The 25,612-nt window shown below is 73.7% G+C and carries 28 protein-coding genes; 16 read left to right on the top strand and 12 right to left on the bottom strand.

Annotated elements, in window-relative coordinates; translation table 11 throughout:
* Positions 1–303: 303 nt before the first annotated feature.
* The gene (dacB, locus tag FHX75_RS10940; protein ID WP_154939043.1) at positions 304–1,887 is read left to right on the top strand and encodes a D-alanyl-D-alanine carboxypeptidase/D-alanyl-D-alanine endopeptidase; all 1,584 of its coding nucleotides are present in this window, start codon (positions 304–306) and stop codon (positions 1,885–1,887) included.
* Positions 1,888–2,001: 114 nt separating this feature from the next.
* Here the strand turns inward: dacB and FHX75_RS10945 are convergent, their stop codons facing one another.
* The 3 genes from FHX75_RS10945 to FHX75_RS10955 all read right to left on the bottom strand — a co-directional run bounded on the left by FHX75_RS10945 (position 2,002) and on the right by FHX75_RS10955 (position 4,400).
* Positions 2,002–2,439, bottom strand: coding sequence for a nitroreductase family deazaflavin-dependent oxidoreductase (locus FHX75_RS10945; RefSeq protein ID WP_154939045.1), 438 nt, complete (start codon positions 2,437–2,439; stop codon positions 2,002–2,004).
* A 77-nt stretch (positions 2,440–2,516) separates the two neighbouring features.
* A complete protein-coding gene (locus FHX75_RS10950; RefSeq protein WP_246157940.1) occupies positions 2,517–3,404 on the bottom strand; it encodes a hypothetical protein in 888 nt (295 codons plus the stop codon).
* 402 nt (positions 3,405–3,806) lie between these two features.
* Entirely contained in the window at positions 3,807–4,400 is a 594-nt protein-coding gene (locus FHX75_RS10955) for a pentapeptide repeat-containing protein (RefSeq protein WP_154939047.1), read from the bottom strand.
* 78 nt (positions 4,401–4,478) lie between these two features.
* On the opposite strand from FHX75_RS10955, the gene FHX75_RS10960 reads away from it, so the two are divergent.
* Both FHX75_RS10960 and FHX75_RS10965 read left to right on the top strand, forming a co-directional pair.
* On the top strand, positions 4,479–5,711 hold the full coding sequence (locus tag FHX75_RS10960; protein WP_154939049.1) for a serine hydrolase domain-containing protein: 1,233 nt from the start codon (positions 4,479–4,481) through the stop codon (positions 5,709–5,711).
* Between the two features lie 46 nt (positions 5,712–5,757).
* Positions 5,758–6,399 carry an NAD(P)-dependent oxidoreductase gene (locus FHX75_RS10965; RefSeq protein ID WP_154939051.1) on the top strand — a complete coding sequence of 214 codons (642 nt, stop codon included), beginning with the start codon at positions 5,758–5,760 and terminating at the stop codon, positions 6,397–6,399.
* A 3-nt stretch (positions 6,400–6,402) separates the two neighbouring features.
* On the opposite strand, the gene FHX75_RS10970 is transcribed toward FHX75_RS10965, so the two are convergent.
* Positions 6,403–6,867, bottom strand: a complete 465-nt coding sequence (locus FHX75_RS10970; protein WP_154939053.1) for a PPOX class F420-dependent oxidoreductase — start codon at positions 6,865–6,867, stop codon at positions 6,403–6,405.
* Positions 6,868–6,921: 54 nt separating this feature from the next.
* Positions 6,922–7,563 (bottom strand): DUF6642 family protein, encoded by a 642-nt coding sequence (locus FHX75_RS10975; RefSeq protein ID WP_154939055.1) that lies wholly within the window; start codon positions 7,561–7,563, stop codon positions 6,922–6,924.
* Between the two features lie 325 nt (positions 7,564–7,888).
* On the opposite strand from FHX75_RS10975, the gene FHX75_RS10980 reads away from it, so the two are divergent.
* On the top strand, positions 7,889–8,674 hold the full coding sequence (locus tag FHX75_RS10980; protein WP_154939057.1) for a D-Ala-D-Ala carboxypeptidase family metallohydrolase: 786 nt from the start codon (positions 7,889–7,891) through the stop codon (positions 8,672–8,674).
* Between the two features lie 159 nt (positions 8,675–8,833).
* Here FHX75_RS10980 and FHX75_RS10985 read toward each other — a convergent pair whose 3' ends face one another.
* The 3 genes from FHX75_RS10985 to FHX75_RS10995 form a co-directional block, all read right to left on the bottom strand.
* Complete coding sequence (locus tag FHX75_RS10985) at positions 8,834–9,334, bottom strand: hypothetical protein (RefSeq protein WP_154939059.1); 501 nt, start codon at positions 9,332–9,334, stop codon at positions 8,834–8,836.
* Between the two features lie 116 nt (positions 9,335–9,450).
* The gene (locus FHX75_RS10990) at positions 9,451–10,056 is read right to left on the bottom strand and encodes a response regulator (RefSeq protein WP_154941920.1); all 606 of its coding nucleotides are present in this window, start codon (positions 10,054–10,056) and stop codon (positions 9,451–9,453) included.
* Positions 10,057–10,124: 68 nt separating this feature from the next.
* Complete coding sequence (locus tag FHX75_RS10995) at positions 10,125–11,369, bottom strand: sensor histidine kinase (protein ID WP_154939061.1); 1,245 nt, start codon at positions 11,367–11,369, stop codon at positions 10,125–10,127.
* 132 nt (positions 11,370–11,501) lie between these two features.
* Between FHX75_RS10995 and FHX75_RS11000 the strand changes: the two genes are divergently transcribed.
* The 5 genes from FHX75_RS11000 (at position 11,502) to FHX75_RS11020 (ending at position 16,049) form a co-directional block, all read left to right on the top strand.
* Complete coding sequence (locus FHX75_RS11000) at positions 11,502–12,401, top strand: ABC transporter ATP-binding protein (RefSeq protein WP_154939063.1); 900 nt, start codon at positions 11,502–11,504, stop codon at positions 12,399–12,401.
* A complete protein-coding gene (locus tag FHX75_RS11005) occupies positions 12,398–13,177 on the top strand; it encodes an ABC transporter permease (RefSeq protein WP_154939065.1) in 780 nt (259 codons plus the stop codon). Before FHX75_RS11000 ends, FHX75_RS11005 begins: the two co-directional genes overlap by 4 nt.
* Entirely contained in the window at positions 13,174–13,899 is a 726-nt protein-coding gene (locus FHX75_RS11010) for a YqeB family protein (RefSeq protein ID WP_246157942.1), read from the top strand. Before FHX75_RS11005 ends, FHX75_RS11010 begins: the two co-directional genes overlap by 4 nt.
* A 40-nt stretch (positions 13,900–13,939) precedes the next feature.
* Positions 13,940–14,503, top strand: a complete 564-nt coding sequence (locus FHX75_RS11015) for an SOUL family heme-binding protein (protein ID WP_154939067.1) — start codon at positions 13,940–13,942, stop codon at positions 14,501–14,503.
* Positions 14,504–14,576: 73 nt separating this feature from the next.
* Positions 14,577–16,049, top strand: coding sequence for an amino acid permease (locus tag FHX75_RS11020; RefSeq protein WP_154939069.1), 1,473 nt, complete (start codon positions 14,577–14,579; stop codon positions 16,047–16,049).
* Here the strand turns inward: FHX75_RS11020 and FHX75_RS11025 are convergent.
* On the bottom strand, positions 15,947–17,041 hold the full coding sequence (locus FHX75_RS11025) for a hypothetical protein (protein WP_154939071.1): 1,095 nt from the start codon (positions 17,039–17,041) through the stop codon (positions 15,947–15,949). The genes FHX75_RS11020 and FHX75_RS11025 overlap by 103 nt on opposite strands.
* Positions 17,042–17,189: 148 nt before the next feature.
* On the opposite strand from FHX75_RS11025, the gene FHX75_RS11030 reads away from it, so the two are divergent.
* The 5 genes from FHX75_RS11030 to FHX75_RS11050 all read left to right on the top strand — a co-directional run bounded on the left by FHX75_RS11030 (position 17,190) and on the right by FHX75_RS11050 (position 20,212).
* Complete coding sequence (locus FHX75_RS11030; RefSeq protein WP_170285351.1) at positions 17,190–18,113, top strand: ParA family protein; 924 nt, start codon at positions 17,190–17,192, stop codon at positions 18,111–18,113.
* Positions 18,110–18,493 carry a hypothetical protein gene (locus FHX75_RS11035; protein WP_154939075.1) on the top strand — a complete coding sequence of 128 codons (384 nt, stop codon included), beginning with the start codon at positions 18,110–18,112 and terminating at the stop codon, positions 18,491–18,493. Before FHX75_RS11030 ends, FHX75_RS11035 begins: the two co-directional genes overlap by 4 nt.
* 94 nt (positions 18,494–18,587) lie before the next feature.
* Positions 18,588–19,316 carry a dienelactone hydrolase family protein gene (locus tag FHX75_RS11040; protein ID WP_154939077.1) on the top strand — a complete coding sequence of 243 codons (729 nt, stop codon included), beginning with the start codon at positions 18,588–18,590 and terminating at the stop codon, positions 19,314–19,316.
* Complete coding sequence (locus tag FHX75_RS11045; protein ID WP_154939079.1) at positions 19,313–19,852, top strand: DUF1697 domain-containing protein; 540 nt, start codon at positions 19,313–19,315, stop codon at positions 19,850–19,852. The genes FHX75_RS11040 and FHX75_RS11045 overlap by 4 nt, the downstream gene beginning before the upstream one ends.
* A 132-nt stretch (positions 19,853–19,984) precedes the next feature.
* A complete protein-coding gene (locus FHX75_RS11050; protein WP_154939081.1) occupies positions 19,985–20,212 on the top strand; it encodes a TM2 domain-containing protein in 228 nt (75 codons plus the stop codon).
* Positions 20,213–20,271: 59 nt separating this feature from the next.
* Here FHX75_RS11050 and FHX75_RS11055 read toward each other — a convergent pair whose 3' ends face one another.
* Complete coding sequence (locus FHX75_RS11055; protein ID WP_154939083.1) at positions 20,272–21,240, bottom strand: MBL fold metallo-hydrolase; 969 nt, start codon at positions 21,238–21,240, stop codon at positions 20,272–20,274.
* Between the two features lie 155 nt (positions 21,241–21,395).
* Complete coding sequence (locus tag FHX75_RS11060) at positions 21,396–22,283, bottom strand: serine hydrolase (RefSeq protein WP_154939085.1); 888 nt, start codon at positions 22,281–22,283, stop codon at positions 21,396–21,398.
* A 38-nt stretch (positions 22,284–22,321) separates the two neighbouring features.
* On the opposite strand from FHX75_RS11060, the gene FHX75_RS11065 reads away from it, so the two are divergent.
* Together FHX75_RS11065 and FHX75_RS11070 are read left to right on the top strand one after the other, a co-directional pair.
* A complete protein-coding gene (locus tag FHX75_RS11065; protein WP_154939087.1) occupies positions 22,322–23,281 on the top strand; it encodes a LysR family transcriptional regulator in 960 nt (319 codons plus the stop codon).
* Positions 23,282–23,444: 163 nt separating this feature from the next.
* On the top strand, positions 23,445–24,296 hold the full coding sequence (locus tag FHX75_RS11070; protein WP_154939089.1) for an aldo/keto reductase: 852 nt from the start codon (positions 23,445–23,447) through the stop codon (positions 24,294–24,296).
* A gap of 41 nt (positions 24,297–24,337) precedes the next feature.
* Here FHX75_RS11070 and FHX75_RS11075 read toward each other — a convergent pair whose 3' ends face one another.
* Positions 24,338–25,591 (bottom strand): hypothetical protein, encoded by a 1,254-nt coding sequence (locus FHX75_RS11075; protein ID WP_246157944.1) that lies wholly within the window; start codon positions 25,589–25,591, stop codon positions 24,338–24,340.
* Positions 25,592–25,612 lie beyond the last annotated feature (21 nt).

Consider the following 25,612-nt stretch of genomic DNA (forward strand, 5'->3'; position numbering starts at 1 on the left):
CGCGCGGAGTTGCGAAGCGCGCACCTGACGGCGAATCGGTCGTCGCCCGGCGAATCGGGGCGCATCGCGCGGCCCCCTCACCCACGGTGCCCCCTGGGCGGGCGTCCGTCAAATAGAGCGCGCTCTGTGGGAGCGCCCCCGCGCCTGCGGCGTTTCCGCTCCTCAGCGCCGCTGTCGCCGTACGCTGGGAGCGAGGTGGCCGGGGCCGGTCAGCCGTCGCCCCGCCGCACCCGGACCGAGATCCGGAAAAAACTTTCGGTGGGGAGTCTTGCCTGGCGGAAATCTCCATGACAGCGTCGGGGCATGCATCGTCGTCTCTTTACCCGGAGTCTGGCGCTGGCGACGCTCGCCGCCACCGCGGCCGCCGCCGGCGCCCTCCCCGCCACCGCCGAGTCGCCGACCCCGGCGGCCACCCGGCTGCACGCCACCATCGACGCGATCCTCGCCGACGCCCGGCTCACCGGGGCGCAGGCGGGCGTGGTCGTGGTGGACACCGCCACCGGGCAGACCCTGTACGACCGCAACGGTGATCGCCGGCTGATCCCCGCCTCCAACACCAAGCTGCTCACCTCGACCGCGGCGCTGGAACTGCTCGGCCCGGGGCACCGGTTCACCACCGACGTGCATTCCACCGGGCAGCGCCGGGCCGGGCTGGTCTCCGGCGACCTCTACCTGCGCGGCGGCGGCGACCCGACGATGCTCGCCGCCGACTACGACGCGCTCGCCGCCGAGGTGGCCGCGGACGGCGTACGGGTGGTGACCGGCAACCTGGTCGCCGACGACACCCGCTACGACCGCACCCGGCTCGGTCCGGACTGGACGTGGGACGACGAGTCGTACTACTACGCGGCGCAGGTCTCGGCGCTGACCGTCGCCCCGGACACCGACTACGATGCCGGCAACGTGATCGTGCACGCCGCCCCGGCCGCGAGCGCGGGCGCCCCGCCGACGATCACCATGACGCCGCCCAACGGCTACGTGCGGATCGACAACCGGGCCGAGACGGTGGCCGAGGGCGACACCACGATCACCTTCGAACGGGAGCACGGCACCAACACCGTGGTGGTCACCGGCCAGATCGCCGTCGGCGACGCGCCGTCCAGCGACTGGATGACCGTCTGGGAGCCGACCGGGTACGCCGCCGACGTCTTCCGGGCCGCGCTGCGCCGCCACGGCGTGCGGGTGCTCGGGCGTACCGTGCTCGGCCGGGCCACCCCGGACGACGCGGCACCGGTGGCCCGGCACGACTCGATGACCCTGGCCGAGCTGATGGTGCCGTTCCTGAAGCTGTCCAACAACGGGCACGCCGAGGTACTCACCAAGGAGATCGGGCGGGTCATCTCCGGCTCGGGCACCTGGTCGGCGGGGCTGACGGCGATCAGCGAGTACGTCGCCGACACCGGCATGGACACCGGCACCCTGCGCCAGCGCGACGGCTCCGGGCTGTCCCGGCGCAACCTCATCCCGCCGGCCGAGTTCGTCGCCCTGCTCGCCGCGGTCCGCGCCGAGCCCTGGTTCGCCGACTGGTACGCCGCCCTGCCGATCGCCGGCAACGCCGAGCGTTTCGTCGGCGGGACGCTGCGCAGCCGGATGCGCAACACGCCGGCGGCGAACAACGTGCACGCCAAGACCGGCAGCCTGACCGGGGTCTCCGGCCTCTCCGGCTACGTCACCGACGCCGACGGCCGGGTGCTCGCCTTCTCCGTGGTGCTCAACAACTACCTGGCCTCGTCGGTCAAGGGGCTGGAGGACCAGATCGCCATCGCGCTGGCGTCGTACACCGAGAAGAGCGTGAGCACCGCGCGGGTGGCGCCGCCGGTGGCACCCGACGCGCCGCGCGCGCCCGAGGGGCTGGAGTGCTCCTGGGTGAAGCCGATCGCCTGCTGAGAACGGGTGCCGGGTCGCGTCGTCTCTCCCCGTGGGGTCGGCGCGTGTCGCCGGGCCATTGGGGACGATTCTGCGCCGGTCACCGTGGCCCGTCGATTACCTCGCGGGTAAGAATCAGACCCGCTCCAGCACCACCACGGGGATCTCCCGGTCGGTCCTGGTCTGGTAGCCGTCGTACGCCGGCCAGATGTCGGTCATCGTCCGCCACATCCGGGGCTTCTCCTCGGGCCCGGCGGTCCGCGCCCGCACCGCGAAGGTCTCCGCGCCCACCTGCACCTCGGCCTCGGGATCGGCGAGCAGGTTCAGGTACCAGGCCGGATGCTGGGGCGCGCCGCCCTGCGAGGCCACGACCAGGTAGTCGTCGCCGTCGCGGCCGTAGATCAGCGCGGTCCGGCGCAGCTTGCCACTGCGGCGACCACGGGTGGTCAGCAGCAGCGTGAAGACGCCCGGCCGCCACTCGTGCCCCTGCTCGCCGCCGGTCTCGACGTACCGTCGGATGTGGTCGGCCACCCAGCCCTCGGGGCTGTCCAGCACCTGCTCGCTCGCCGTCACGGCCCGCCTCCCGCGCCTCGTCGCCGTCGTCGCGCCCACGCTACTCCGGCCCGCCGCGCCAGAGCCGGCGAACCGGGTCAGCGCAGGGCGACCGCGCGCAGGGCGACGTTGCCGCAGTCGTTGAAGGTCTCCTCGTTGGTCCAGGAGATCAGCAGCTTCTGCCCCGCAGCGACCCGGAACCGGACGACGAACTGGGCGCTGTGGTTGGTGTGCGGGTCCTCCAGGCGCAGGGTGCTGGTCGGGCCGCCGGTGGAGAGGCGCACGTCGAGCCGGCCGCGGGCCATCCAGAGTCCGGCGAAGAGGTGCACGGTGCGGAGTTCGCCGCTGCCGAGCACGGCGAGGCGGAACCCGTTGCCGACGTCGCAGGTGTGGATGCCGGTCGAGGTGCCACCTTCGCCCTGCACCGGGGCGCCGTCGCGCCAGCCGAACAGCTCCGGGTCGGTGTCGTAGCTGCTCCGCGCGCCCGGCCCGCCCTCGTCGCGGATTTCGCCCGAGCCCCCGCGCTTGCGGACGACGGAGTCCGGGCCGCGCAGCCCCCAGTGCACCCAGTCCCGGGTGCCGAGGTGGGTCAGGTCCACCATGGCCGGCACGTCGGCCCGGGCCACGCTGAACAGCGGCGCCGTCGGCTGCGGCGCCGGCGTCGGGGTCAGCGAGGGCGACGGTGGGGGCGTGGGTGGGCGCTGCCGGGGCTTCAGCCCCGGCGACGCGACCCCGGCCTCGGTCACCTGGCCGGGCAGGCCGGTCGGGCGGCCGGCCGGCGTGGAGGCCGCGCCGGGCAGCGCCGCGCCCTCGCCGCGCGGCTCGGGCTCCGGATCGATGCTGAGGTACGCCACCAGCGCGGCGAGGCAGACGACGGCGGTCAGCGCCTCGACGGTCCACCGACGACGCTGCCGGTGCCGGGCGATCCGACGTGCCGTGCTCAGGCCCCGGTCACATCCCGTCCGTCTCGGCTCGTCGTCCGTCACCGCTTCTCCGCTCTCCCCACCCACGGTCGCGCCCGCGCGGCGGTCCCGGGGTCGCTGCGTGAGCCGCCTCACGTTTTCATCCGAACGGCCTCTTGCGCCACCTGCGGGGGCAGGGGCGTTTCCAGTTCGTTACCAAGCGGTAGTAACGGAAACTTTCCTATCAGTAATGCCGTCCGGGCGGTAGACCGCTTCGCCGCGCCGCGCCTCGACGAAGATCAACCAGGCCAGCGCCGGTTTCCCCCGCTACCCAACAGGAGGCCGCACACCTCGCCGAACCGGACGTCCACGCCGGCGACCGACATGACGGTACTTCAGGGCTGTCCCGGGCGCGAAACCGACGAAGCGCACCAAGCGCACTGCGGCGCGCGCCGGCCGCCCGGCTGCGGCTGCGGGCTGCGCGGGTCAGCGGATCTCGAAGCCCAGCGCTCGGGCCAGCACCAGCGCCTGCTCCGGGTCGATCACCGCGCCGGCCCGCTCGACCGCCGTCGGGTCCAGCGCGGTGAGGTCGCTGCCGCGCAGGTCCGCCCGGCCCAGCCGGACGGCGTGCAGCTGCGCGGCGGAGAGGTCGACGCCGGTCACCGTCGCCCCGGTCAGGTTGGCCCCGGTCAGGTCGGCCTCCCGCATCCGTACGTCGGTGAAGCTCACCCCGCGCAGGTCCGCCCCGGGCAGCGCGACGAACGACCAGTCGCCGCCGGCGACCCGCAGCGGCCGCAGGTCGCACTGGTCGAAGGTGCTGCCCACGAGCTTGCAGCCGGTGAACTCCGCCTCGAAGAAGTTGCACCGCCGGAACACGCAACGGGTGAAGGCCGAGTCGACGTGCCGGGAGGAGTTGAACCGCACGTTGCCGAAGGTGCACCCGGTGAAGGAGGCGTTCCGGCTGACCGCCTCGGTGAGGTCGACGTCGTGGAAGACGCAGTTGACGAAGTGCCGGTCGACCAGTTCCTCGGCGTACCAGTCCTGCTGGCGGAAGGTGACGTCCTCGGTCGGCTCGGGCATCGCACCACCCTATGCGGCGGCACCGACAGCGGCGGTGGGCCTTCCGCCGCCGGCGTACCGACTAGTAGGTTCGGCGACGTGAGCGTGGCACGTACTACCGACCCGGACCTCATCGGCTTCGACCCGGCGCGGCTCGCGCGCATCGACCGACACTTCGGCCGGTACGTCGACGACGGTCGGCTCGCCGGCTGGCAGATCGTGGTCACCCGCCGCGGCGAGATCGCCCACTCCTCGACGTACGGCATGCGGGATGTGGAGGCCGGCGCGCCGGTGGAGCGGGACACCCTCTGGCGCATCTACTCGATGACCAAGCCGATCACCTCCGTCGCGGCGATGATGCTCTGGGAGGAGGGCCACTTCGAGCTGAACGACCCGATCAGCCGCTGGCTGCCGGAGTTCGCCGACGTCCGGGTCTTCGACAAGGGTTCGGCGCTCAAGCCGTACACGGTGCCGGCGATCGAGCCGATCCGGGTCTGGCACCTGCTCACCCACACCTCCGGCCTGACGTACGGCTTCGCGCAGGCCTCGGTGGTCGACGCCCTCTACCGCGCCGCCGGCTACGACCTGGGCGTGCCGGCCGGGCTGGACCTGGCCGGCGCCTCGGCCGGGATGGCCCGACTGCCGCTGATGTTCCAGCCCGGCACCGGCTGGAACTACGGCGTCTCCACCGACGTGCTGGGCCGGCTGGTCGAGGTGGTCTCCGGGCAGCGCCTGGACGCGTTCTTCACCGAGCGGATCCTCACCCCGCTGGGCATGACCGACACCCGCTGGTGGGTCGACGAGCCGGACGCCAAGCGGCTCGCCGCCCTCTACACCCCGCACCCCGGCACCGGGCAGGCGGTCCGCGTCGACCGGATCGGGGCCGCCGCGCTGAACCGCCCCGACTGCCTCTCCGGCGGCGGCGGGCTGGTCTCCACGGCCGCCGACTACCACCGGTTCACCCAGCTGCTGCTGCGCGGCGGCGAGCTGGACGGCGTACGCCTGCTCGCGCCCCGCACGGTGCGCTACATGACCCGCAACCACCTGCCCGGCGGCGGCGACCTGGCGTCGTTCGAGCCGGAGGGGTTCGCCGAGACGGTGTTGGACGGCATCGGCTTTGGCCTGGGCTTCGCCGTGGTGCAGGACCCGGTGCCCGCCCGGGTGCCCAGCAGCGTCGGCGAGTACTACTGGGGCGGCCTGGCCAGCACGGCCTTCTGGGTCGACCCGGTGGAGGAGATCACCGCGCTGCTGTTCACCCAGCTGATGCCGTCGAGCACCTACCCGCTGCGCTCGCAGCTGCGCCAGCTGGTCTACTCCGCCCTGGTCGACTGAGCCGTTCCGCCGACGGACGGCCGGACCGGTCCATAGCCTGGACGGCATGAGCAACGTCGTGGTGTACGGCGCCGGTGGCACCGCGGGCTCGCGGATCGTCACGGAGGCGGCCGATCGGGGACACCGGGTCACGGCGGCGGTCCGCCGCCCGGAGGCGCTCACCTGGCTGCCCGCCGGGGTGAAGGTGGTGACCGGGGACGCCACCTCGGCGCAGAGCGTCCGGGAGTTGGCCACCGACGCCGACGTCATCGTGGTGGCGATCGGCGGCGGGGAACGGGCGCTCTGGCGCGACGCGGCGGAGAACCTGGTCACCGTCCTGCGGGACGTGCCGAACCCGCCCCGGCTCATCCACGTCGGCGGCGGGGCGACCCTGCTGACGCCGAACGACACGCCGCTCCTCGACGAGCCGGACTTCCCCGACGAGTACCGGGACGCGGCGCTGGGCCAGGCCGACGCCCTCGCCCTCTACCGGTCCTCCGCCGACGGGCTGACCTGGACCTACCTCTCCCCGCCGCCGGTGGAGTTCCATCCGGGCGAGCGGACCGGCCGCTACCGCACCGGCACCGAGCACCCGGTGGTCGACGAGGGCGGCCGCTCGGTGCTGACCTACGAGGATCTGGCGGTCGCCATCGTCGACGAGATCGAGAACCCGCGCTTCGAGAACATGCGGTTCACCGCCGCGTACTGAGGCTCAGTCGGCCAGCCGGGCCGGGAAGCCGCCGGTGGCGATCGGTCCCCAGCTCTCGATGGTGACCCGGATCAGGGACTTGCCCTGGCGGACCATCGCCTGCCGGTACTCGTCCCAGTCCGGGTGCTCGCCGGAGATGCTGCGGAAGTACTCCACCAGCGGCTCCACGGCGTCCGGCAGGTCGAGCACCTCGGCGGTGCCGTCGACCTGCACCCAGGGGCCGTCCCAGTCGTCGGAGAGCACGCACGCGGAGACGCGCGGGTCGCGGCGGATGTTGGCCGCCTTCGCCCGCTCCGGGTAGGTGGAGATGACCAGCCGGCCCTCGGCGTCGACGCCGCAGGAGACCGGCGAGGACTGCGGCCGGCCGTCGGACCGGGTGGTCATCAGCAGGACCCGGTGTCGCGGGCGGATGAACTCGATCAGGGCGTCCCGGTCGACCCGGGTGTTGCTCGCGATGGTGCGTGCCATGCGTCGGTTCTACCAGGCCGGGGCGGGCGTGCTCCGGCCGCGGGCCGGGGCGGGTCAGCGGGCCCGGTCGGCGACCCCGCCGGGAGCCGCCTGGGCGGGGACCCGGGGCCGGGCCGGCGGGCGCCAGGCGCGGCCGTTGGCGTAGATCACCCGGAAACCGAGGTACGCCGCGAGCGGTGCCCAGTGCGCCGAGCCCATCCGCAGCTCGGCGGCGTTGTGCCGCTGGCCGTTGGCGAGCACGTCGAGCAGCACGGTTTCGAAGGCGGCCGATTCGACCCAGTCGACGTCGCGGGTGAAACCGCAGATCAGGGCCGCTCCGGTGACCTCGAGGAAGTCGCGCAGCACGGCATCGGAGGCCCGCAGCACCGAACAGCTGCCGAAATAGAGCCGGCGCCCCTCGCACCGGCCGGCCATCCGCTGCGCCACGTCGGTCAGCTCGACGGAATCCCAGTCGGTGAGGCAGAGCCGGCTGGGCTCGCCGTGCATGGCGAAGAAACCGACCCGGTAGTCGGCGTACTGCTTGAGCAGCCAGCGGTCGAGGAAGTAGAAGAGCTCGTCCCGGGTGGCCGCGTCCTTGTGGATGAAGCGGATCCGGCCGAGCCGTTCCAGCAGCTCCAGGGTGGGCAGCACGGAGCCGCGCTCGTTGAGGTCCCGGTGCCACTGGCCCTCGACGCAGAAGACGCCACCGCGTGCCACGTCCACCTCCCCCGTCACACCGCCGCGCCTGACGTTACCGGGCCGGGACCGGGCGGCGACATCACCCGGAGTGTGCCCACCGGCTCCCCGATGTCACCTTCCCGACCTGCCGGGTCGTCCATTCCGATCCCGCGATGTCTGCTCCGAATGGCTGTTTCGCAATTCACCGCAATTCACAGGCAATGCCCAGGGACGGCCGATCGTGAGGACAATTCTCATTAATCGCCACCAACCGGCAGCGGAACTGTCAGGGTGAGAAGCGCGGGACGTTCCGGTCGATGTCCTGACGGGTCACCTCAATCGCTCTCCTATCGGGAGGACTTCTGTGCGCGTGAACACCTTGAAGCGAGCTGCCGTCGCGTTCGCCCTGGCACTGCCGGGCGCCGCGATCGCCTCGGTGGTCGCGGCTCCAGCGGCCCACGCCGACGGCTGTTACACCTGGCAACGCACCCTCTCCGCCGGGAGCTCCGGCAACGACGTGCGTCAGCTGCAGATCCGGGTCGCCGGTTGGGCCGGCGCCGGCGGGATCGTCCGCATCGACGGCCGCTACGGACCGGAGACCGCCGCCGCGGTCAAGCGGTTCCAGACGGCGTACGGGCTGCGCAGCGACGGCATCGCCGGGCCGCAGACCTTCAACAAGCTCTACCAGTTGCAGGACAACGACTGCACCCCGGCGCACTTCAGCTACTCGGAGCTGGACGACGGCTGCGGCCGCGGCGGGTGGAGCGGGGGCCCGCTGTCGGCGGACCAGACCCGGGCCAACGCGGTGCGGACCATGTGGAAGCTGGAGGCACTGCGCCGAGGGCTGGGCGACCAGCCGATCAACGTCACCAGCGGTTTCCGCAGCACCGCCTGCAACAACCAGGTCGGCGGCGCGTCGGACAGCCAGCACCTCTACGGCAACGCCGCCGACCTGACCTCGCGGAACAGGTCGCTGTGCGAGCTCGCCCGGGCCTCGCGCAACCACGGGTTCAGCGGGATCCTCGGCCCCGGGTACCCCGGCCACAGCACCCACGTGCACGTGGACTCGCGGCGGGAGAACAACAGCGACCGGACGACCAACGGGACCACCTGGTCCGCCCCGAACTGCGGGGTGAGCAGCGGCGGCTGAGCCGGACGATCCACCCGACGTGGCGGTGCCCCCTCCGTGGGACGCCGCCACGTCGCGCACACCGGTCGGTGAGGACATCGCCGGCCGGCCCGGGGGTAGGGGACCATCGGGCCGGCCGGCGAGGTGGCGCCCGGGCGATGCGGGCGGTCGTACCTCCGCTCAGCTCGCCCGGGGCCAGCGCGGCGCGGTGGCGGGGGGTGCCACCGGACGGCTGGGCCCACCGGACCGGACGACGGGCCGGACTCCCGGTGCGGTGACCCGGCCGGTCTGGCCGCGCGTCGGATGGCCGTGGGCCGGCCGGTCGGTCGGGGCACGGCCCGGGTGGACCGGGGCCGGCCGGTCGCCCCGGGCGGTGGCGGGACCGTTGAAGGTGAACGGGAACGGCACGTGCACGAAGGGGTTGCCGTGCCGGATCAGCGCGTCGATCTGACGCTCGTTGAGCCCGTGCGTCTCCAGCACGCGGCGGCCCCAGCGGTGCAGGCGGCACGGGTACGACGCGCCGTCGTTGCGGCACAGCGGCCCGTTGGGCCACTCCTCGGCGGCGTGCACCACCACCGCCCGGACCGCGAGCCGGACGTCCTCCGGTGTCAGCGACGCCGGCACCGGCACCTCGCCCAGGATCTGATCGATGGGATCCGTCGACTGCTCACCAACTCGCACGGCAGGCCTCCCGCAGCTCGGCAGCGATTGCGGCTGATCGCCGCAGCGCATCCTCGGCCAGTGGTACGGCCCGAACCGGACGAAAGTTCAATCGCGCCACGCGGTGGGTGTCGTCGTCAGACCAGGCCCGCGTCGTGCACCAGCAGCGCCACCTGCACCCGGTTGTTCAGCTCCAGCTTCGTCAGCAGCCGCGACACGTACGCCTTGACCGTCGCCACGCTCATGTACAGCTCGGCGGAGATCTCCGCGTTCGTCCGGCCCTGCCCCAGCGCGACGGCCACCTCCCGTTCCCGCCCGGTCAGCCCGTCGAGCAGCCGCAGCGCCCGCTCCCGGCGGGGATCCGGGCCGGCCGGCCCGCCGGCGGTGACGTGGGTGATCAGCTTGCGGGTGACCGTCGGGGAGAGCGTCGCCTCCCCGGCCGCCACCCGGCGCACCGCCTGGACGATCTCGGCGGGCGGGGTGTCCTTGAGCAGGAAGCCGCCCGCCCCGGCGCGCAGCGCCCGCAGCACCTGGTCGTCGGCGTCGAAGGTGGTCAGCACCAGCACCTCCGGCGGCCGGGGCAGCGCCCGCAGCGCCTCGGTCGCCGCCAGCCCGTCCACCCGGGGCATCCGGATGTCCATCAGCACCACGTCGGGCGCGTACGCCTCGACCGCGGCCGGCACCTCGGCGCCGTCGGCGGCCTCGCCGACCACCCGGACGTCGGGCACCCCACCGAGGATCATCGACAGCCCGGCGCGGACCAGCGCGTCGTCGTCGACGATCAGCACCCGGACCGGTGCGCCCTCCCCCGTCACGCCGGCCACGGCAGCCAGGCGGCGAGCCTGAAGTCGCCCGCCAGGTCCCGCCCGTACGCCAGCCGGCCACCGGCCAGGGTGACCCGCTCGGCGATGCCCACCAGGCCGGTGCCCGCCCCCGGGATGGCCGGCTCGGGCGGCTCCCCCACCGGCCACGGGTTGCGGATCTCCACGGTCAGCCCGTCGCCCGGCCGGCCGGCCAGCCGGACCCGGACCACCGCGCCGGGGGCGTGCTTGCGGGCGTTGGTCAGCCCCTCCTGCACGATCCGGTACGCGCTGCGCCCGACCGCGGCGGGCACCGTCGCCGGCTCGACGACCAGGTCCTCGGTGCTCACCCGTACGCCGGCCGCCCGGCACTCGCCGATCAGCGCCGGTACGTCGGCGAGCGTCGGCTGCGGGCGTTCCGGCGTCTCCACCTCCGCCCCGCCGACCTCCGCGCGCAGCACCCCGATCACCTCGCGCAGGTCCTGCAGGGCGGCGTGGGCGCTGGCCCGGATCACCCCGGCCGCCCGGGCCACCTCCTCCGGTGGCGCGTCCGGCCGGAACTCCAGCGCCCCGGCGTGCAGGCTGAGCAGGGAGATCCGGTGGGCCAGCACGTCGTGCATCTCGCGCGCGATCCGGGTGCGTTCGAGCTGGCGCGCCTGGGCGACCCGGAGCTGCTGCTCGGCCTCGGCCCGGTGCGCCCGCTCCCGCAACGAGGTCACCAGCTGGCGGCGGGCCCGGACGAACATCCCCCAGGCCAGCACCCCGCCGAGGAACGACGCCGTCCAGATCATCGCCGCCCAGAACGGCAGGGCCGGGTCGGGCCGGACCTGGTTGTAGACGGGCGTGACCAGCAGGTGCGCGCCGACCAGCGCGGCCGCCACCGGGAACGGCCGGTGCACCGCCACGGTGAACAGGATGATCAGCAGGGCCACCGCCGCGGTGACCGAGAAGACCGCCAGCGGCAGGCTGGCCACGGCCAGCGCGACCGGCCAGCGCCGGCGCAGCCAGAGCGCCGCCGTGGTGAGCAGGCCGACCACCAGGTCGACCTCGTTGAGCCAGGACGGCCCGGCGTTGAGGGCGAACTCCGGTGCCGGCCCGACCGAGTCCCCGAAGGCCAGCAGCACCCAGCCCAGCGCGAGCAGGAAGGCGAGCCCGTCGACCAGCCAGTCCCGCGTGGTGCGGCGGGCGACCGGGGTCGCGCGGGTCAGGGCCCCCGGCAACAGCCAGGGAAGTTCGGGTACGACGGCACTGCTCACCCACCAATGCTAGGTAGCCGTCCGGCGTCGGCGACAGCTACCAAAGTCGACGAGCGCCGTGGCCACAGGTGTACCCGGCTCTCGACCGCCGGCCGCAGCGCGACACCGGGTGGCCCCGACAGGCTCGACGGCATGATCACGGTCGAACACCTCACCAAGCGGTACGGCCCGCACGCCGTCGTGGACGACGTGTCGTTCCGCTGCGAGCCGGGCACGGTCACCGGCTTCCTCGGCCCGAACGGCGCCGGCAAGTCCACCACCATGCGGATGATCTGCGGGCTGACCCCGCCGACGTCCGGCGGGGCCACCGTCGCCGGACGCCCCTACCGACAGCTGGCCAATCCGGGGCGGGAGATCGGCGTGCTGCTCGACGCCTCCGCCCAGCACGCGGGGCGCACCGGCCGGGAGGCGCTGGCCCTGGCCGCCCGGACCATGGGCGTCGACCGGCGGCAGGTCGCCGCCAAGCTCGACCTCGTCGGGCTGAACGCGGCGGCGGCGAAGCGGCGGGTCGGGGCGTACTCGCTGGGGATGCGGCAGCGGCTCGGCCTGGCGCTGGCGCTGCTGGGTGACCCCCGGGTGCTGATCCTGGACGAGCCGGCCAACGGCCTCGACCCGGAGGGAATCTTCTGGATGCGCGGCGTGCTGCGCGACTTCGCCGACCGGGGCGGCACCGTGCTGCTCTCCTCGCACCTGCTGCGCGAGGTGGAGGCCGTCGCCGACCGCCTGGTGGTGATCGGTGCCGGCCGGGTGGTCGCGCAGGGCGGCAAGGACGACCTGCTCGCCGGCACCGGCACCCTGGTCCGCGCCCGGGACCCGCGGGCGCTGCGGCTGACCCTGGACCGGGCCGGCCTGCCCGCCACCGCCGGCACCGACGGCGGGCTCGTGGTGCGGGCCGAGGCCGAGGCGGTGGGCCAGGCCGCCGCGGACGCCGGTCTCGTCCTGACCGAGCTGCGGCCCGCCGGCAGCGGCGGCCTCGAACAGCTCTTCCTCACCCTCACCGCCGGCACGTCGACGAAGGAAGCCGTGAAATGACCACCACCACCGCACCCGCCGTCACCGTCCGTCCCGCGCCGCCCGGACCGTCGCTGGTCCGGCTGACCGAGGTGGAGCTGCGCAAGCTCGCCGACACCCGGGCCGGCCGCTGGCTGCTGGCCACCATCGGGCTGATCGCCGCCGCCATCGCCACCGTGCAGCTCTTCGTCCTCGACGAGGCCGCGCAGACGTTCACCGCGTTCTTCACCGCGTCGCTGCTGCCGGTCGGGCTGCTGCTGCCGGTGCTGGGCATCCTGTCGATCACCGCCGAGTGGTCGCAGCGCACCGCGCTGACCACCTTCGCGCTGGTGCCACGCCGGGAACGGGTGGTGGTCGCGAAGCTCGCCGCAGTGGTGCTGGCCGCGCTGGCCTCGGTGGCGGTCAGCCTGGCGGTGGCCACCGCCGGCACGCTGGCCGCCCGGGCCACCGGCGGAGCGGGCAGCTGGACCTTCGACTGGTCCCTGCTGGGGCACGCGGCCGTACTCCAGGTCACCAGCGCGCTGATGGGCGCCGCCTTCGGCCTGCTGCTGCTGAACACCCCGCTGGCGATCGTGACCTACCTGCTGCTGCCCACCGTGTGGAGCATCCTCGCCATGATGGTCGCGGCGCTGCGCGGACCGGCCCGCTGGCTGGACACCTCGGTGACCATGGAGCCGCTGTTCGGCCCCGAGGTGACCGCCGGGCAGTGGGGGCGGCTGGCCGTGTCCCTGCTGGTCTGGATGGTGGCACCGCTCGCCGCCGGCCTGGTCCGCACCCTGCGCCGCGAGGTGGCGTGAGCGTGCGCGCCGAGGAGCAGGCCAGCGTGGTCGACGGCGGCGTCGGCGAGCTGGTGCTGATGTGGGCCGGGTTCCCGCTGCTCGGCGCGGGGCTGGGCGCGGCGCTGACCGCCGTGTCCGGCTGGCTCGCCGACCTGCCGTGGGTGCCGTTCCAGGGCTGGTTCGAACTGCTGGCCGGGCTGCCGGAGCGGCAGGCGCTGGCCGGCGGTACGGCGCTGCCGGCGCTGGCCGGCCTGTTCGTCGCGTACGTCGGGACGCGGGAACGGCTCACCGTGACGGTCGACCGGACGGCGGTGCGGCTGCACCGCGACGGCCACGGCCGGGACGTCGCCCGCGCCCCGGTCGCCTGCGTCTTCGTCGACGGCAAGGCGCTGGTGCTGCTCGACCGGAACGGCGCCGAACTGGCCCGCGAGAAGTCGGACCTGAGCGGGGATCGGCTGCGCGCCGCGTTCACCGCGCAGGGCTGGCCGTGGCAGGAGACCGACCCGCACCGCGACGCGTACCGGCGGTGGGTGGAGGGGCTGCCGGGGCTGCCGGCCGGCGCGGACGCGCTGCTGCGCGCCCGGCAGCGGGCCGTCGACGCGCGCCGCCGCGACGACACGCGGGACCTGCGCCGGGAACTGGCCCGGCTCGGGGTGGTGGTACGCGACGAGAACGGGCGGCAGTACTGGCGGCTGGTCCGGCTTCCGCTTCACCCGGAGGAAACCGGTGACGGCCGGTAGCGTGGCTGTCGAGGAGCCCTGACGGCCGGGAGCGTGGCCCATGACCGAGCAGCAGCCGTACCGGGTGGTGGCCAGGCACCCCGGTTTCGAGCTGCGCCGGTACCCCGGCCACCTGGTCGCCGAGCTGCGCGTCGACGGGTCGTTCCTCGAGGCGGGCAACGCCGGGTTCCGGCCGCTGGCCGCGTACATCTCCGGGGCGAACCGGTCCCGCCGGAAGGTCGGCATGACCGCCCCGGTGGTGCAGGAGTCCGCCGGCTCCGAGCAGATCGCGCGGACGGCGCCGGTGGTGCAGGAGGAGGGTGAGCGACCCGACTGCTGGGTGGTGCGCTTCGTGCTGCCGGCCGCGCTCACCGCCGCCACCGCGCCCGAACCGGAGGATCCCCGGATCACCGTCCGGGAGATCCCCGCACAGCTCGCCGCCGCCATGCGGTTCTCCGGCCGGTGGAGCGAGAAGGCGTTCGAACAGCGGGCAACCGCGCTGGGCCGGGCGGTCACCGCGGCGGGGCTGAGCCCCACCGGCGCGATCCGGTACGCCCGCTTCGACCCACCGTGGAAGCCCTGGTTCCTGCGCCGCAACGAGGTCGTGCTTCCGGTCGTCGAGTGACCGGGGCCCGGGTCGCGTCGTTGGGGCGTACGTCCCTCGGCGGGACTCGACACTGAGGGTGAAGGGGACGACGATGACCTCCGCAGGCAACGGCACCGGCATCTTCCGCCGCAAGCCGGTCGAGGAGATCGCCGACACGACTGAGCAGCTGTCCCGCTCGCTGGGGCTGTGGCAGCTCACCGCGATCGGCATCGGCGGCATCATCGGCGCCGGCATCTTCGCCCTGGCCGGGGCGGTCGCCAGCGAGACCGCCGGCCCGGCCGTGCTGGTGTCGTTCCTGATCGCCGGCCTGGCCAGCGCGGCGGCCGCGCTGTCGTACGCGGAGTTCGCCGGCATGATCCCGAAGGCCGGCTCGGCCTACACCTACGGCTACGTGGTGCTCGGCGAGGCGGTGGGCTGGTTCATCGGCTGGGACCTGTTGCTGGAGTACACCGCGATCGTGGCCGTGGTCGCGATCGGCATCTCCGGCTACTTCGGCTTCCTCCTCGGCGAACTGGGCCTCGACCTGCCGGCCTGGATGCTCGGCGCGCCGGGCACCGGCGACGGGCACGTGGTCGACCTGTTCGCCGTGGTGCTCTGCCTGTTCATCGCGTTCCTGCTCACCCTGGGCATCAAGACGGCGGCCCGCTTCGAGACGTTCGTGGTCGGGCTGAAGGTCGCCGTGGTGCTGCTGGTCATCGTGGTCGGCTTCTTCCACATCCGGACGGCGAACTACTCGCCGTTCTTCCCGTTCGGCATCAGCGGGGCGTTCACCGGCGCGGCCACCGTCTTCTTCGCCGTCTTCGGCTACGACGCGATGAGCACCGCCGCCGAGGAGTCCCGGGACGCCCGCCGGCACATGCCCAAGGCGATCATCTACTCGCTGCTCATCTCGATGGTGCTGTACGTCCTGGCCACGCTGGTGCTCACCGGCATGCAGAACTACCGGGAGATCGACCCGGAGAGCGGCTTCTCCTCGGCGTTCGCCTCGGTGGGCCTCTCCGGCCTGGCCAGCGTGATCGCCGTCGGCGCGATCATCGGCATCCTCACCGTGATGTTCACCTTCATGCTCGGGGTGACCCGGGTGTGGTTCTCGATGAGCCGGGACGGACTGCTGCCGGCGTGGTTCGCCAAGGTGCACCCGGTGCGTCGGGTGCCGACCCGGGTCACCTGGATCGTCGGGGCGGGCTCCGCGCTGATCGCGGGCTTCCTGCCGATCCGGGAGGCGGCGGAGCTGACCAACATCGGCATCCTGCTGGCCTTCGTGGTGGTCTGCATCGCGGTGATCGTGCTGCGCTACCGCCGCCCGGAGGCGCCGCGCACGTTCCGGCTGCCGGGCATGCCGGTGGTGCCGGCGATCGGCGCGCTCTTCTCGGTCTGGCTGATCACTTTCCTGGCCCCGGAGACCTGGCTGCGGTTCGCGGTCTGGTTCGTGATCGGCGCGGTCGTCTACGCCCTGTACGGCTACCGCCGCTCGGCGCTGGCCCGGCGCGGCCCGTCCGGTCCCGGCGGCCCGTCCGGTCCCGGCGGCCCCTCCGGCCCGGGCGGTGCCTCCGGCCGGGGCTGACCTCCGGCCGGGTGCCCGAGGGCGTTGGGCCAGGCCAGCAGCAGCCCCAGCACCAGGCCGGTGAGCAGGCCGGCCAGTGACCAGAGCGCGTCGGTGTCCCTGGCGTCGACCGCGATGTTGCCCGCCCGGGCGGTGAGCACGGCGCCCACCGGCAGGGCGGCCTGGGCCAGCAGCGCCAGCAGGCCCACGGCCGGCAGGCCGAGGAGCATCGCGACGCCGGCCATGGCGTGCCGCCGCCACGGCGGACGGCCGCCTGGGCGGTCCCAGGACAGCAGCGTCGTACCGGTCAGCAGGACCACCCCGAGGGCGAGGACTGGCCACCAGCGGTGACCGGGTGGGAGAAGCCGGCCGACGGCCAGGCCGGCCGCGCCGGCCAGCGCGAGGCCGAGCGCCCACCACCGGCGCTCCCGGCCGGGTGCGGGGGCGGCGGCGAGTGCGCAGCCCAGCGACGTGGCGAGCGACAGCGCCGCGGCGGCGAGGCAGGCCGGGGTGAGCTCGGGCTCCCGGTCGGTGGGCGACTGCAGCGCGCCGGCCACCACGACCAGCGTCGCGGCGACGGCCGCCGCCATGCCCAGAGCGCGGCGGTGCTGCCAGTGGACCGGCCGGCCGGGTCGCCCGTGCCGGCGGACCAGGAACGCGGCGAGCAGGCCGACCGCCGCCCAACCGCCGGCCACCAGCAGCACGGTCGCCGGGACGCCGGTGACGTCGGCCCGGTCGAGCAGCACGTCCGCCACCACCGCCCCGGCGCCGAGCACCAGCGCGGGGTGGGTCCACCGGCGGTCGCCCCCGCCGGCCAGCACCAACCCGAGGACGACCAGCAGAATGGCGAGGAAGCGGACGTCGCGCGCCCAGTAAGTGTTGTTGCCCGCCAACCGTTCCGGCCACGGCCCGATCGGCTCGGTCAGCGGTTGCAGGACGGTCATGCCGACCGCCCAGAGCACCACGGCGGTGGCCGCGATGAGCAGGCCGGCGACGGGGCGTAGGGCGCGCATCCTGGCACGGTAGTCCCCCGCCGTCGTGATCGCCGTCCCCGCCCGGGTCGGGGCCACGTACCTCCGCCCGGGGCCCTTCCCGGGCTCCCGCCGCCGGGCGCCGCCCGCTACGGTTCCCTCCACTGGGGAGGTGCCATCGGTGTACGTGGTGTCCGTTATCAATTACAAGGGCGGGGTGGGCAAGACCACCCTGACCGCCAATCTCGGGGCGGAGCTGGCCAACCGGGGGATGAAGGTGCTGCTGATCGACCTCGATCCGCAGACCAGCCTGACCTTCAGCTTCTACGACCCGGACGACTGGCGGGAGCGGCTGCGCGACGGGCGTACCGTCAAGCGCTGGTACGACGGGCTGCGCGGCGACACCCCGGCGGTGACCTTGGGCGAGCTGGTCGTCTCTCCCGGTCCGGCCAACGCCCACCTCACCGGCGCCGGGCGGCTCGACCTGATCGCCTCGCACCTCGGTCTCACCGACATTGACCTGGCGCTGGCCCGGGGCGTGGCCGACGGCGACGAGTACGACGCGGAGCTGTTCCGGGTGCGCGGCTCGCTCGCCGAAGGGCTGCACGACGAGGCGCTGGGCGGCTACGACCTGGTGCTGATCGACTGCCCGCCGAACTTCAACGTGGTCACCCAGTCCGCCATCATCGCCAGCGACCACCTGCTCATCCCCGCGAAGGCCGACTACCTGTCCACCCTCGGCATCGACTACCTCTGCGGAAACGTCCGGGAACTGGTCGACCGCTACAACGCGGACTCGCGGCGGTTCGCCACCATCCGCCGCCACCACAAGGTGGCCCCCGGCATCGCCGGGGTGGTCTTCACGATGATCCAGCTGATGGCGCAGCGGCCGATCGCCGCCCATCAGGGCTACATGGACCAGGTGCGCGCGCTCGGCCTGCCCGTCTTCCCCACCGTGCTGCGGGAGAACGTCACCCTCTTCGCCGCCAACACCCCGCGCGGCGTTCCGGCGGTGCTGCGGCACCGGGTGACCTCGGCGGCCGTGCAGGAGGAGCTGCGCCAGATCACCACCGAGTTCATCGCGCACCTGCAGCCGGCGGAGGTGGCGGCGTGACCGACGGCGTGCGCGCCGCCGCGCTGCTGGCGCGGGTCGCCGAGCTGCTGGCCGACCTGCCGGCCGCCGACGTCGCGGCGTTGACCGAGGGCCGCGCCCGGCTGGCCGTGGTGCCCGTCGCGCCGACCGTCGCCGTCCGGCCGCCGGCGCCCCCGCCGACGGCCGGCCTGGACGCGGCGGTGCCGGCGCTGACCGCGATGACCAGCCGGGCGGAGGGTACGGCGTACCTGACGTCCTGGCCGACGAAGGACCTGCGGGCGCTGGCCGCCCGGATCGGGTTGCGCGGGGTGGCCGGGCTGCGCAAGGCCGACCTGGTGGACCGGCTGGTCGACCGGACGGTCGGCTTCCGGCTGGACTCCGCCGCCATCCGCCGACTCTGAAGGAGACCCGGCGCCCGGGCGCTTCGCGCCTTCACGTGAGTGGACGGTCTGCCTAGGCTGGGCGGTACCGGACGTCGACAGGTGAGGAGGCTCCGTGGCCGACGTGGAGATCCCGACCGCTCCGGGGACGCTGCCCGCGTACCTGAGCGAACCGGAGGGTGACCGGCCGCGGCCCGGCGTGGTCGTCGTCCACGACGCCTTCGGCCTGACGCCGGATGTCCGCCGTCAGGCGGACTGGCTGGCGGGCGCGGGTTTCCTGGCGGTGGCCCCGGACCTCTACTCGTGGGACAAGCGGGGCCGCTGCGTGCGCGCGACCTTCCGCGCGCTGCTCAGCGGCACCGGCCGCGCGTTCGACGAGCTGGACGCGACCCGCGCCTGGCTCGCCGGACGGCCGGACTGCACCGGCCGGGTCGGGGTCATCGGCTTCTGCATGGGCGGCGGCTTCGCTCTGCAACTCGCGCCCGGGCACGGGTTCGCCGCCGCGAGCATCAACTACGGGCAGGTACCGAGGGACGCCGAACGGCTGCTGGCCGAGGCGTGCCCGGTGATCGGCAGTTTCGGCGGAAAGGACGTCAGCCTCCGGTCGGCCCCGGCCAGACTGGAGTCGGCGCTGACCGCCAATGAGGTCCCGCACGAGGTCACCGTCTACCCGCAGGCGCGGCACGGCTTCCTCAACCACCACCGGCCGGGCGAGCTGCCCCGGATGCAGCAGGTGGTGGCCCGGGTCGGTGGCGGGCCGCACGAGCCGTCGGCGACCCAGGCCCGGCGCCGCATCGTCGCCTTCTTCGACCGGCACCTGAGCACCGCCGGGGAGCCGGCATGATCCGGTACGCGGGGCTGCTGCGCGGCGTCAACGTCGGCTCCACCCGGCTGTCCATGGCCGACCTGCGCCGTCTGGTCGCCGACCTCGGGCACGCCGACGTGAAGACCTACCTCCAGTCGGGCAACGTCGTGTTCGGCAGTACCTCCACCGACGCCGCCCGGCTGGCGAAGGGCATCGAGCAGGTGCTCGCCGGCGAGCTGGGGTTGACCGTGCCGGTGCTGGTCCGCAGCGGCGCGGAGCTGGCGGCGGTGGTCGACGGCAGCCCGTACGCCGGCCGGCAGGACGACCCGACCCGGTTGCTGGTCGCCTTCCTGGCCACGGCGCCGACGAAGGCGAAGGTCGCGGCGCTGACCGTGCCCGGTAACGAGAATGTCGAGTTCACCGTGGCCGGTCGGGAGGTCCACCTGCACTTCCCCGACGGCGGGTACGGCCGGTCGAAGTTCACCAACGCCTACCTGGAGAAGCAGCTCGGTGTGGTGGCCACGACCCGCAACTGGAAGTCGGTGCGGGCCCTGCGGGACCTGACCGCGTCCTGACCGGAGCGGCCGAGCCACCATATCGGCCCGGAACCGCTCGTCCGTCCGGCTGATCGGCGATTTTACGATCTTGCCTCGGGTCGGTGCCCCTCGATACGCTCCCGCGGCTATCTCACCTGAGAAAGGACCGCAGTGACCGCTCCCGTTACCGTCGGCACCCAGAAGTCCTGGGTCGTCGCGCTGCTGCTCTGCTTCTTCGTCGGTTTCCTCGGCGTGCACCGCTTCTACGTCGGCAAGGTCGGCACCGGCGTCCTCCAGCTGGTCACCTTCGGTGGCCTCGGGATCTGGACCCTGATCGACTTCATCATGATCCTGATCGGCTCCTTCAAGGACAAGCAGGGCCAGCCGCTCGCCAAGTGACCCGGGCGTGCGCCGGTGGGGCCGGGATCCTCGCGATCCCGGCCCCGCCGCGTCCCCGCTCAGAAGTGGTACGCCGTCCCGTACTCCGGCACCAGCACGCGGGTGCGGGGCGAGGCCCGGCGGACGGCGGCGACCAGGTCGTCGAGGCGCCGCCGGTCGGCGGGGCCGACGACCGGCGGGTTGGCCAGCGGGGTCTCGAAGTTGTCCCAGTGCACCGGCACCACGACCTTCGGGTGGTCCAGGGCGGCCATCAGCCGGGGCACGTAGTCGGCGGTCGCGGTGGTGGACTGCAACGCCACCATCGCCACGTCCGGGGCGAGCCCGGTGAGGTTGCGCTCGGCGAAGTCGCTGGCACCCATGAAGAACACCGACGGACCGCCGTCGACGCGCACCTGGTACGCCAGTGTGTCCCCCTCCGGCAGGTCGGCGATGGTGGCGGGCCGGGTCGGCTGGCTGACCCGTACGCCGGGGAAGGCCATCGACCAGCCGGCGTTGCGGCTGTGCAGCGAGCTGACCACCTCGACGGTGTGGTCGCCGAAGTCGAGCACCTCCCCGCCCTTGACCGGGCTGAGCTGGCTCGCCGGCAGCCCGTACGCCAGCCCGAGGTGGTACGCGGTCAGCGTGCCGAAGACCCGGGCGCCGGTCTTCTTCGCGATGTGCGGCACGTCGTTGTAGTGGTCCCAGTGGGTGTGGGTGACCAGCACGGTGCTGGCCCGGTCCACGAGGGAGTCGACGACGGCGGTGTCGACGGTCAGCGGGGTGGCCGGGTCGAAGGCGCCGCGGAACAGCCCGGTGTCGTAGCGGCTCAGGTACGGGTCGACCAGGACGGTGCGGTCGCCGATGTCGATCCGCCAGCCGGAGGTGCCCCACCAGCGGAAGCTCACCGCGCCCTGGCGGGCGCGGCCGGCGGCGGCGGTCGGTGCGGCCTGCGCCGGCGTCCCGGTGGCGAGTCCGCCGGCGGTCACCACGGCGGCCCCGGCGGCGGTGGTGCGCAGGAATCGGCGGCGGTCTAGCGGGCGTGCGGACATGGTGGATCCTCCCCGTCTGCGGTGTGCGCGGTCGGTTCCCACCCCACCACCGCGCCCGCCGCCACGTCCAAGATCGAAGGCCGGCGTGGGCGATATCCGGAGCGATATCGGTCCAGCTCACCGCCGCCGACGTGGCGGGTCGGTGTGCGGAAAAGTCAGGCCGCCCGCAAGGCCTCCACCGCCGTCCGGGCGGCCTCCCCCATGGCCAGGTCGACGTCGATCCGGCGGGTGGCGAGGCGGTCGGTGCGGGCGAAGACCGCCAGCGCGTACCGGCTGCCGTCCGGGTACTCGGCGACCCCGGCTTCCAGGTGCAGCCCCGGCAGGGTGCCGGTCTTCGCGGCGACGCGTACCCCCGCCGGGAAACCGGAGGCCAGCCGGGTCCAGAAGAGCTGCCGCGACATCAGCTCCCGGACGGTGGCGCAGGCCGGGGCGGGGCCCGCCTCGTCCCGCCAGATCAGGCCGAGCAGCCGGGTGATCTCCCGGGGCGTGCTCGACGTGGTGTGCGCGGGGTCGAAGACCCGCATCGCCCGGACCCGCTCCTCGGGCAGGGTCGGGAAGATCCGGGCGAAGTCCGCCTCGGTGCGGGCGCCCACGTCCGCGAGCATCAGCTCCACCAGCTGCCTCGGTCCACCGAGGATCCGGGTACGCGGCAGGTCCAGCTCGGCGGCGAGCATCGGCAGCACGTCCGCGCCGACCCGGCGCAGCAGCAGGTCGGCGGCGGTGTTGTCGCTGACCGACATGGCGAAGTACGCGAGGTCCCGCAGGGACACCTCGACGTCGTCGGCGCAGCCGGCCACCCCCCACCCGCCGAGCCGGTCGTCGGCCCGGACCAGCACCCGCTCGCTCGCGTCGAGCTGCCCGGCGGCGACCTGCCGGGCGAACTCCAGCACCAGCAGGATCTTGAACACCGAGGCGATCGGGGTCTGCTCGTCCGCCCGCACGGCGACCTCCCGCCCGGCCGGACCGTCCACGCCTACGACGTGCAGGCTGCCGGTGATGCCGGCCCGGGCGAAGATCTCCTCGACGCGCTGCTCCGCTGCCACCCCGGCACGGTAACCGGTGGCTGCCGTAGGGTCCGGGCGTGGACCTGCTCCGCCACCTGCGGCACTTCGTGGTGGTCGCCCGCGAGCTGCACTTCGGCCGGGCGGCCGAGGCGCTGGGCATGGCACAGCCGCCGCTGAGCCAGTCGATCCAGCGCCTGGAGCGCGAGCTGGCGGTGGAACTGTTCGACCGGTCCCGGCGGCAGGTGCGGCTGACCACCGCCGGGCAGCTGCTGCTCGGCGACGCCGAGGAGCTGCTGGCCGGCGAGCTCCGGGTACGCCACCTGATGCGTCAGGTCCGCGACGGCGCGCTGGGCGTGTTCCGGGCCGGTGTGCCGCCGGAGACGCCGGCGGTGACGCTGCGGGCCCTGCTGGACCGGCTGGCCGCCGCGGCGCCGGGGCTCGACGTCGACCTGCACGAGCTGACCAGCGCCGAGCAGGTGCGGATGCTCGCCGAGCGGCGGCTGGACGCCGGGCTGCTGCAGTATCCGGAGGAGCCGGACGGGTTGCGCTTCGGCCCGCCGGTGACCGTACCGGTGGGGGTGCTGCTGCCCCGGGCGTCGCCGCTGGCCCGGCCGCGCGAGGTGGCGCTGGCCGACCTGGCCGGGCTGGACCTCGTCGCCGCGCCCCGGTCCACCGCTCCCGGCTGGTACGACCACGTGCTGAACGTCTGCCGCCGGCACGGCTTCACCCCGGGCCGGGTGCGGCCGGCCCGCAATCCGGAGTTCATCTTCGGTCTGCTGCTGGCGGGCGGCGCGGTGGCCCTGGAGCCGGAGTCGCTGGCTCGCCGGGAGCCCCGGATCGCCTGGCGCCCGCTGGCCGGGCGACCGCTGGTGAAGCGGACGGCGGCGGCCTGGCCGGACCGCGCGCCGCACCCCGCGGCACCGATGTTCGGCCAGTTCGCGGCCGAGGTGCTGGCCACTGTCGAGCCCGCGCCGCCGGCCGCGGTGGCACCGTCGGCCCGGCCCTGGCCGGTGCTGTTCGACGCCACGGCCGACTGAGCGGTGTGGCCCGAGGACCGGGGTTGTCACAGATCACCCGGACGGGCGGAGTGAGGGAGCGGCCCGACCGGGTAGGACAGGCTGGTGGCACCACTGCGGCGGACGCCGTGGAAGCGCTTCCGGCGGCCGGCCGGGTGCCCCTGACGATGGGAGAGAGAGCCGGATGGCGAACACGATTCCCAACATCCCCCTCAACGACGGCAACACGATCCCGCAGCTCGGCTTCGGGGTCTTCCAGATCGAGCCGAAGGACACCGTCGAGGCCGTGGGCCGGGCGCTGGAGATCGGCTACCGGCACATCGACACCGCCGAGATGTACGGCAACGAGGCCGAGGTCGGCGAGGCGGTCCGCACCTCCGGCCTGGACCGCCGCGAGGTCTTCGTGACCAGCAAGCTCAACAACGCGTTCCACCGGCCGGAGGACGCCCGCCGCGCGTTCGAGTCGACGCTGTCCGCGCTGAAGATGGACTACATCGACCTGTTCCTGATCCACTGGCCGCTGCCCACCCTCTACGACGGCGACTTCGTCTCCACCTGGAAGGTGCTGGAGGAGTTCCAGCGCGACGGCCGGGCCACCTCGATCGGCGTGTCGAACTTCCAGGTGCCGCACCTGGAGCGGCTCGCCGCCGAGGCGGACGTGGTGCCCGCGGTCAACCAGATCGAGGTGCACCCGTACTTCGGCAACGAGGAGGTGCGCGCATACGACCGGCAGCACAACATCCTCACCCAGGCGTGGTCGCCGATCGCCCAGGGCAAGGTGCTCGACGACCCGACCGTGGTCGACGTCGCCGACGAGGTCGGCCGTACCCCGGCCCAGGTGGTGCTGCGCTGGCACGTGCAGCGCGGCGACATCGTCTTTCCGAAGTCGATCACCCCGCAGCGGATCGCGGAGAACTTCCAGATCTTCGACTTCGCGCTGGACGACGCGGCGATGGAGCGGATCAGCGGGCTGGACCGGGGCGAGGCCGGCCGGCAGGGCCCCAACCCGGACGAGTTCGACTACGTGCCGAGCTGACGGGTGCCCGGCGAGGGGCCTCGGTCGGGCCCCTCGCCGGTTCAGATGATGAAGTGCGTCCAGTAGGCGAGCCACACCACGAACAGCGCGCCCTGCACCAGCCCCAGCGAGGCGCTCAGCCAGGCGTCGGCCGTGGCGTTCCTGGCCCACCGGGCCAGGACCAGGCCGACCGGGAACGCGGCGATCAGGTAGCGCAGCAGGCTCTTGTACACCGGCGGCCCCATCGACAGCGGCGCGAGCACCATCAGCACCGCGTAGACGAAGTAGGGCAGCCCGAGCCGGCGGAAGCCGGCGACCACCACCGCCAGCACGGCCACGGCGAACCAGACCCGTACGGCGTCCCGGTGGTCGCCGGTGAGGCCGTTCCGGATCACCGGCAGCGGATTCTGCACGACGATGCCCCAGCCCTTCTCCTGGGCGTGCTTGTAGGCGAACCAGTCCCCGCCCTTCCACCGGCAGAACGCCATGAAGGTGAGCCAGCCGGCCGGGATCAGCAGCAACGGCCAGCCGGTGCGGACGTACGTCCAGAGACTGCGCGGGTCGAGCCGGTAACGGTGCTGGCGCAGCAGCACCAGAGCCAACGGCACGACCACCAGGAAGCCCACCGAACGGCTGAGCCCGAGGAAGTAGCCCACCACCCCCACCGTCACCCACCGCCCCCGCTCGGCGTAGTGGAAGGTGGCCAGCGCCAGGCAGAGGAACAGCGACTCGGTCAGCGCCGCCTGGAACAGGAACGCGGTGGGCAGCAGCACCAGGTAGCGGGTGAACCGGCGCGCCGCGGCGTCGTCGCCGAGCAGCGTCTCGCCCAGCCGCAGGGCGTAGTAGAGCAGCAGCAGGAACGCGACGTTGCTGATCAGCAGCAGCGCCAGGGCGGTGTTACCGCCCAGCGGGACCGCCACCACCCGGGCCAGGAACGGGTAGAGCAGCGGGAAGCCGAAGCCCCCCTTCCACTCGCCGGTGAGCGGCTGCCGGCTCAGGCCGTCGTAGATCAGCGCGTCCCAGGCGAACCACATCGAGATCCAGCGGTGCGGCGAGATCTCCGTCTGGTCGAGGCGCGTGTTGATCTCGTCCGCCGGGGGCGCGGCGGGCGCCCCGTCCCAGGCGGCCAGGGCGATCACCCCGACCAGGCTGAGGACGACCTTCGCGCCGACGAACACGGCGAGCACGTACCGCCAGCGCTCGGGCACCCGGGCGACGAGGTCGCCGGCGTGGCCGAGCAGGCGGTCCCAGCGCGCCGGGAGACCGGTCGCGGGCGCGCGGCCGTCCGCTGCGGCGTCCCGCGGCCCGTCGGTCATCTGGCGCTTCCTCACGGAGTC

Origin of the sequence: Micromonospora palomenae, from assembly GCF_007829925.1 — a bacterium.
Classification (GTDB): domain Bacteria; phylum Actinomycetota; class Actinomycetes; order Mycobacteriales; family Micromonosporaceae; genus Micromonospora; species Micromonospora purpureochromogenes.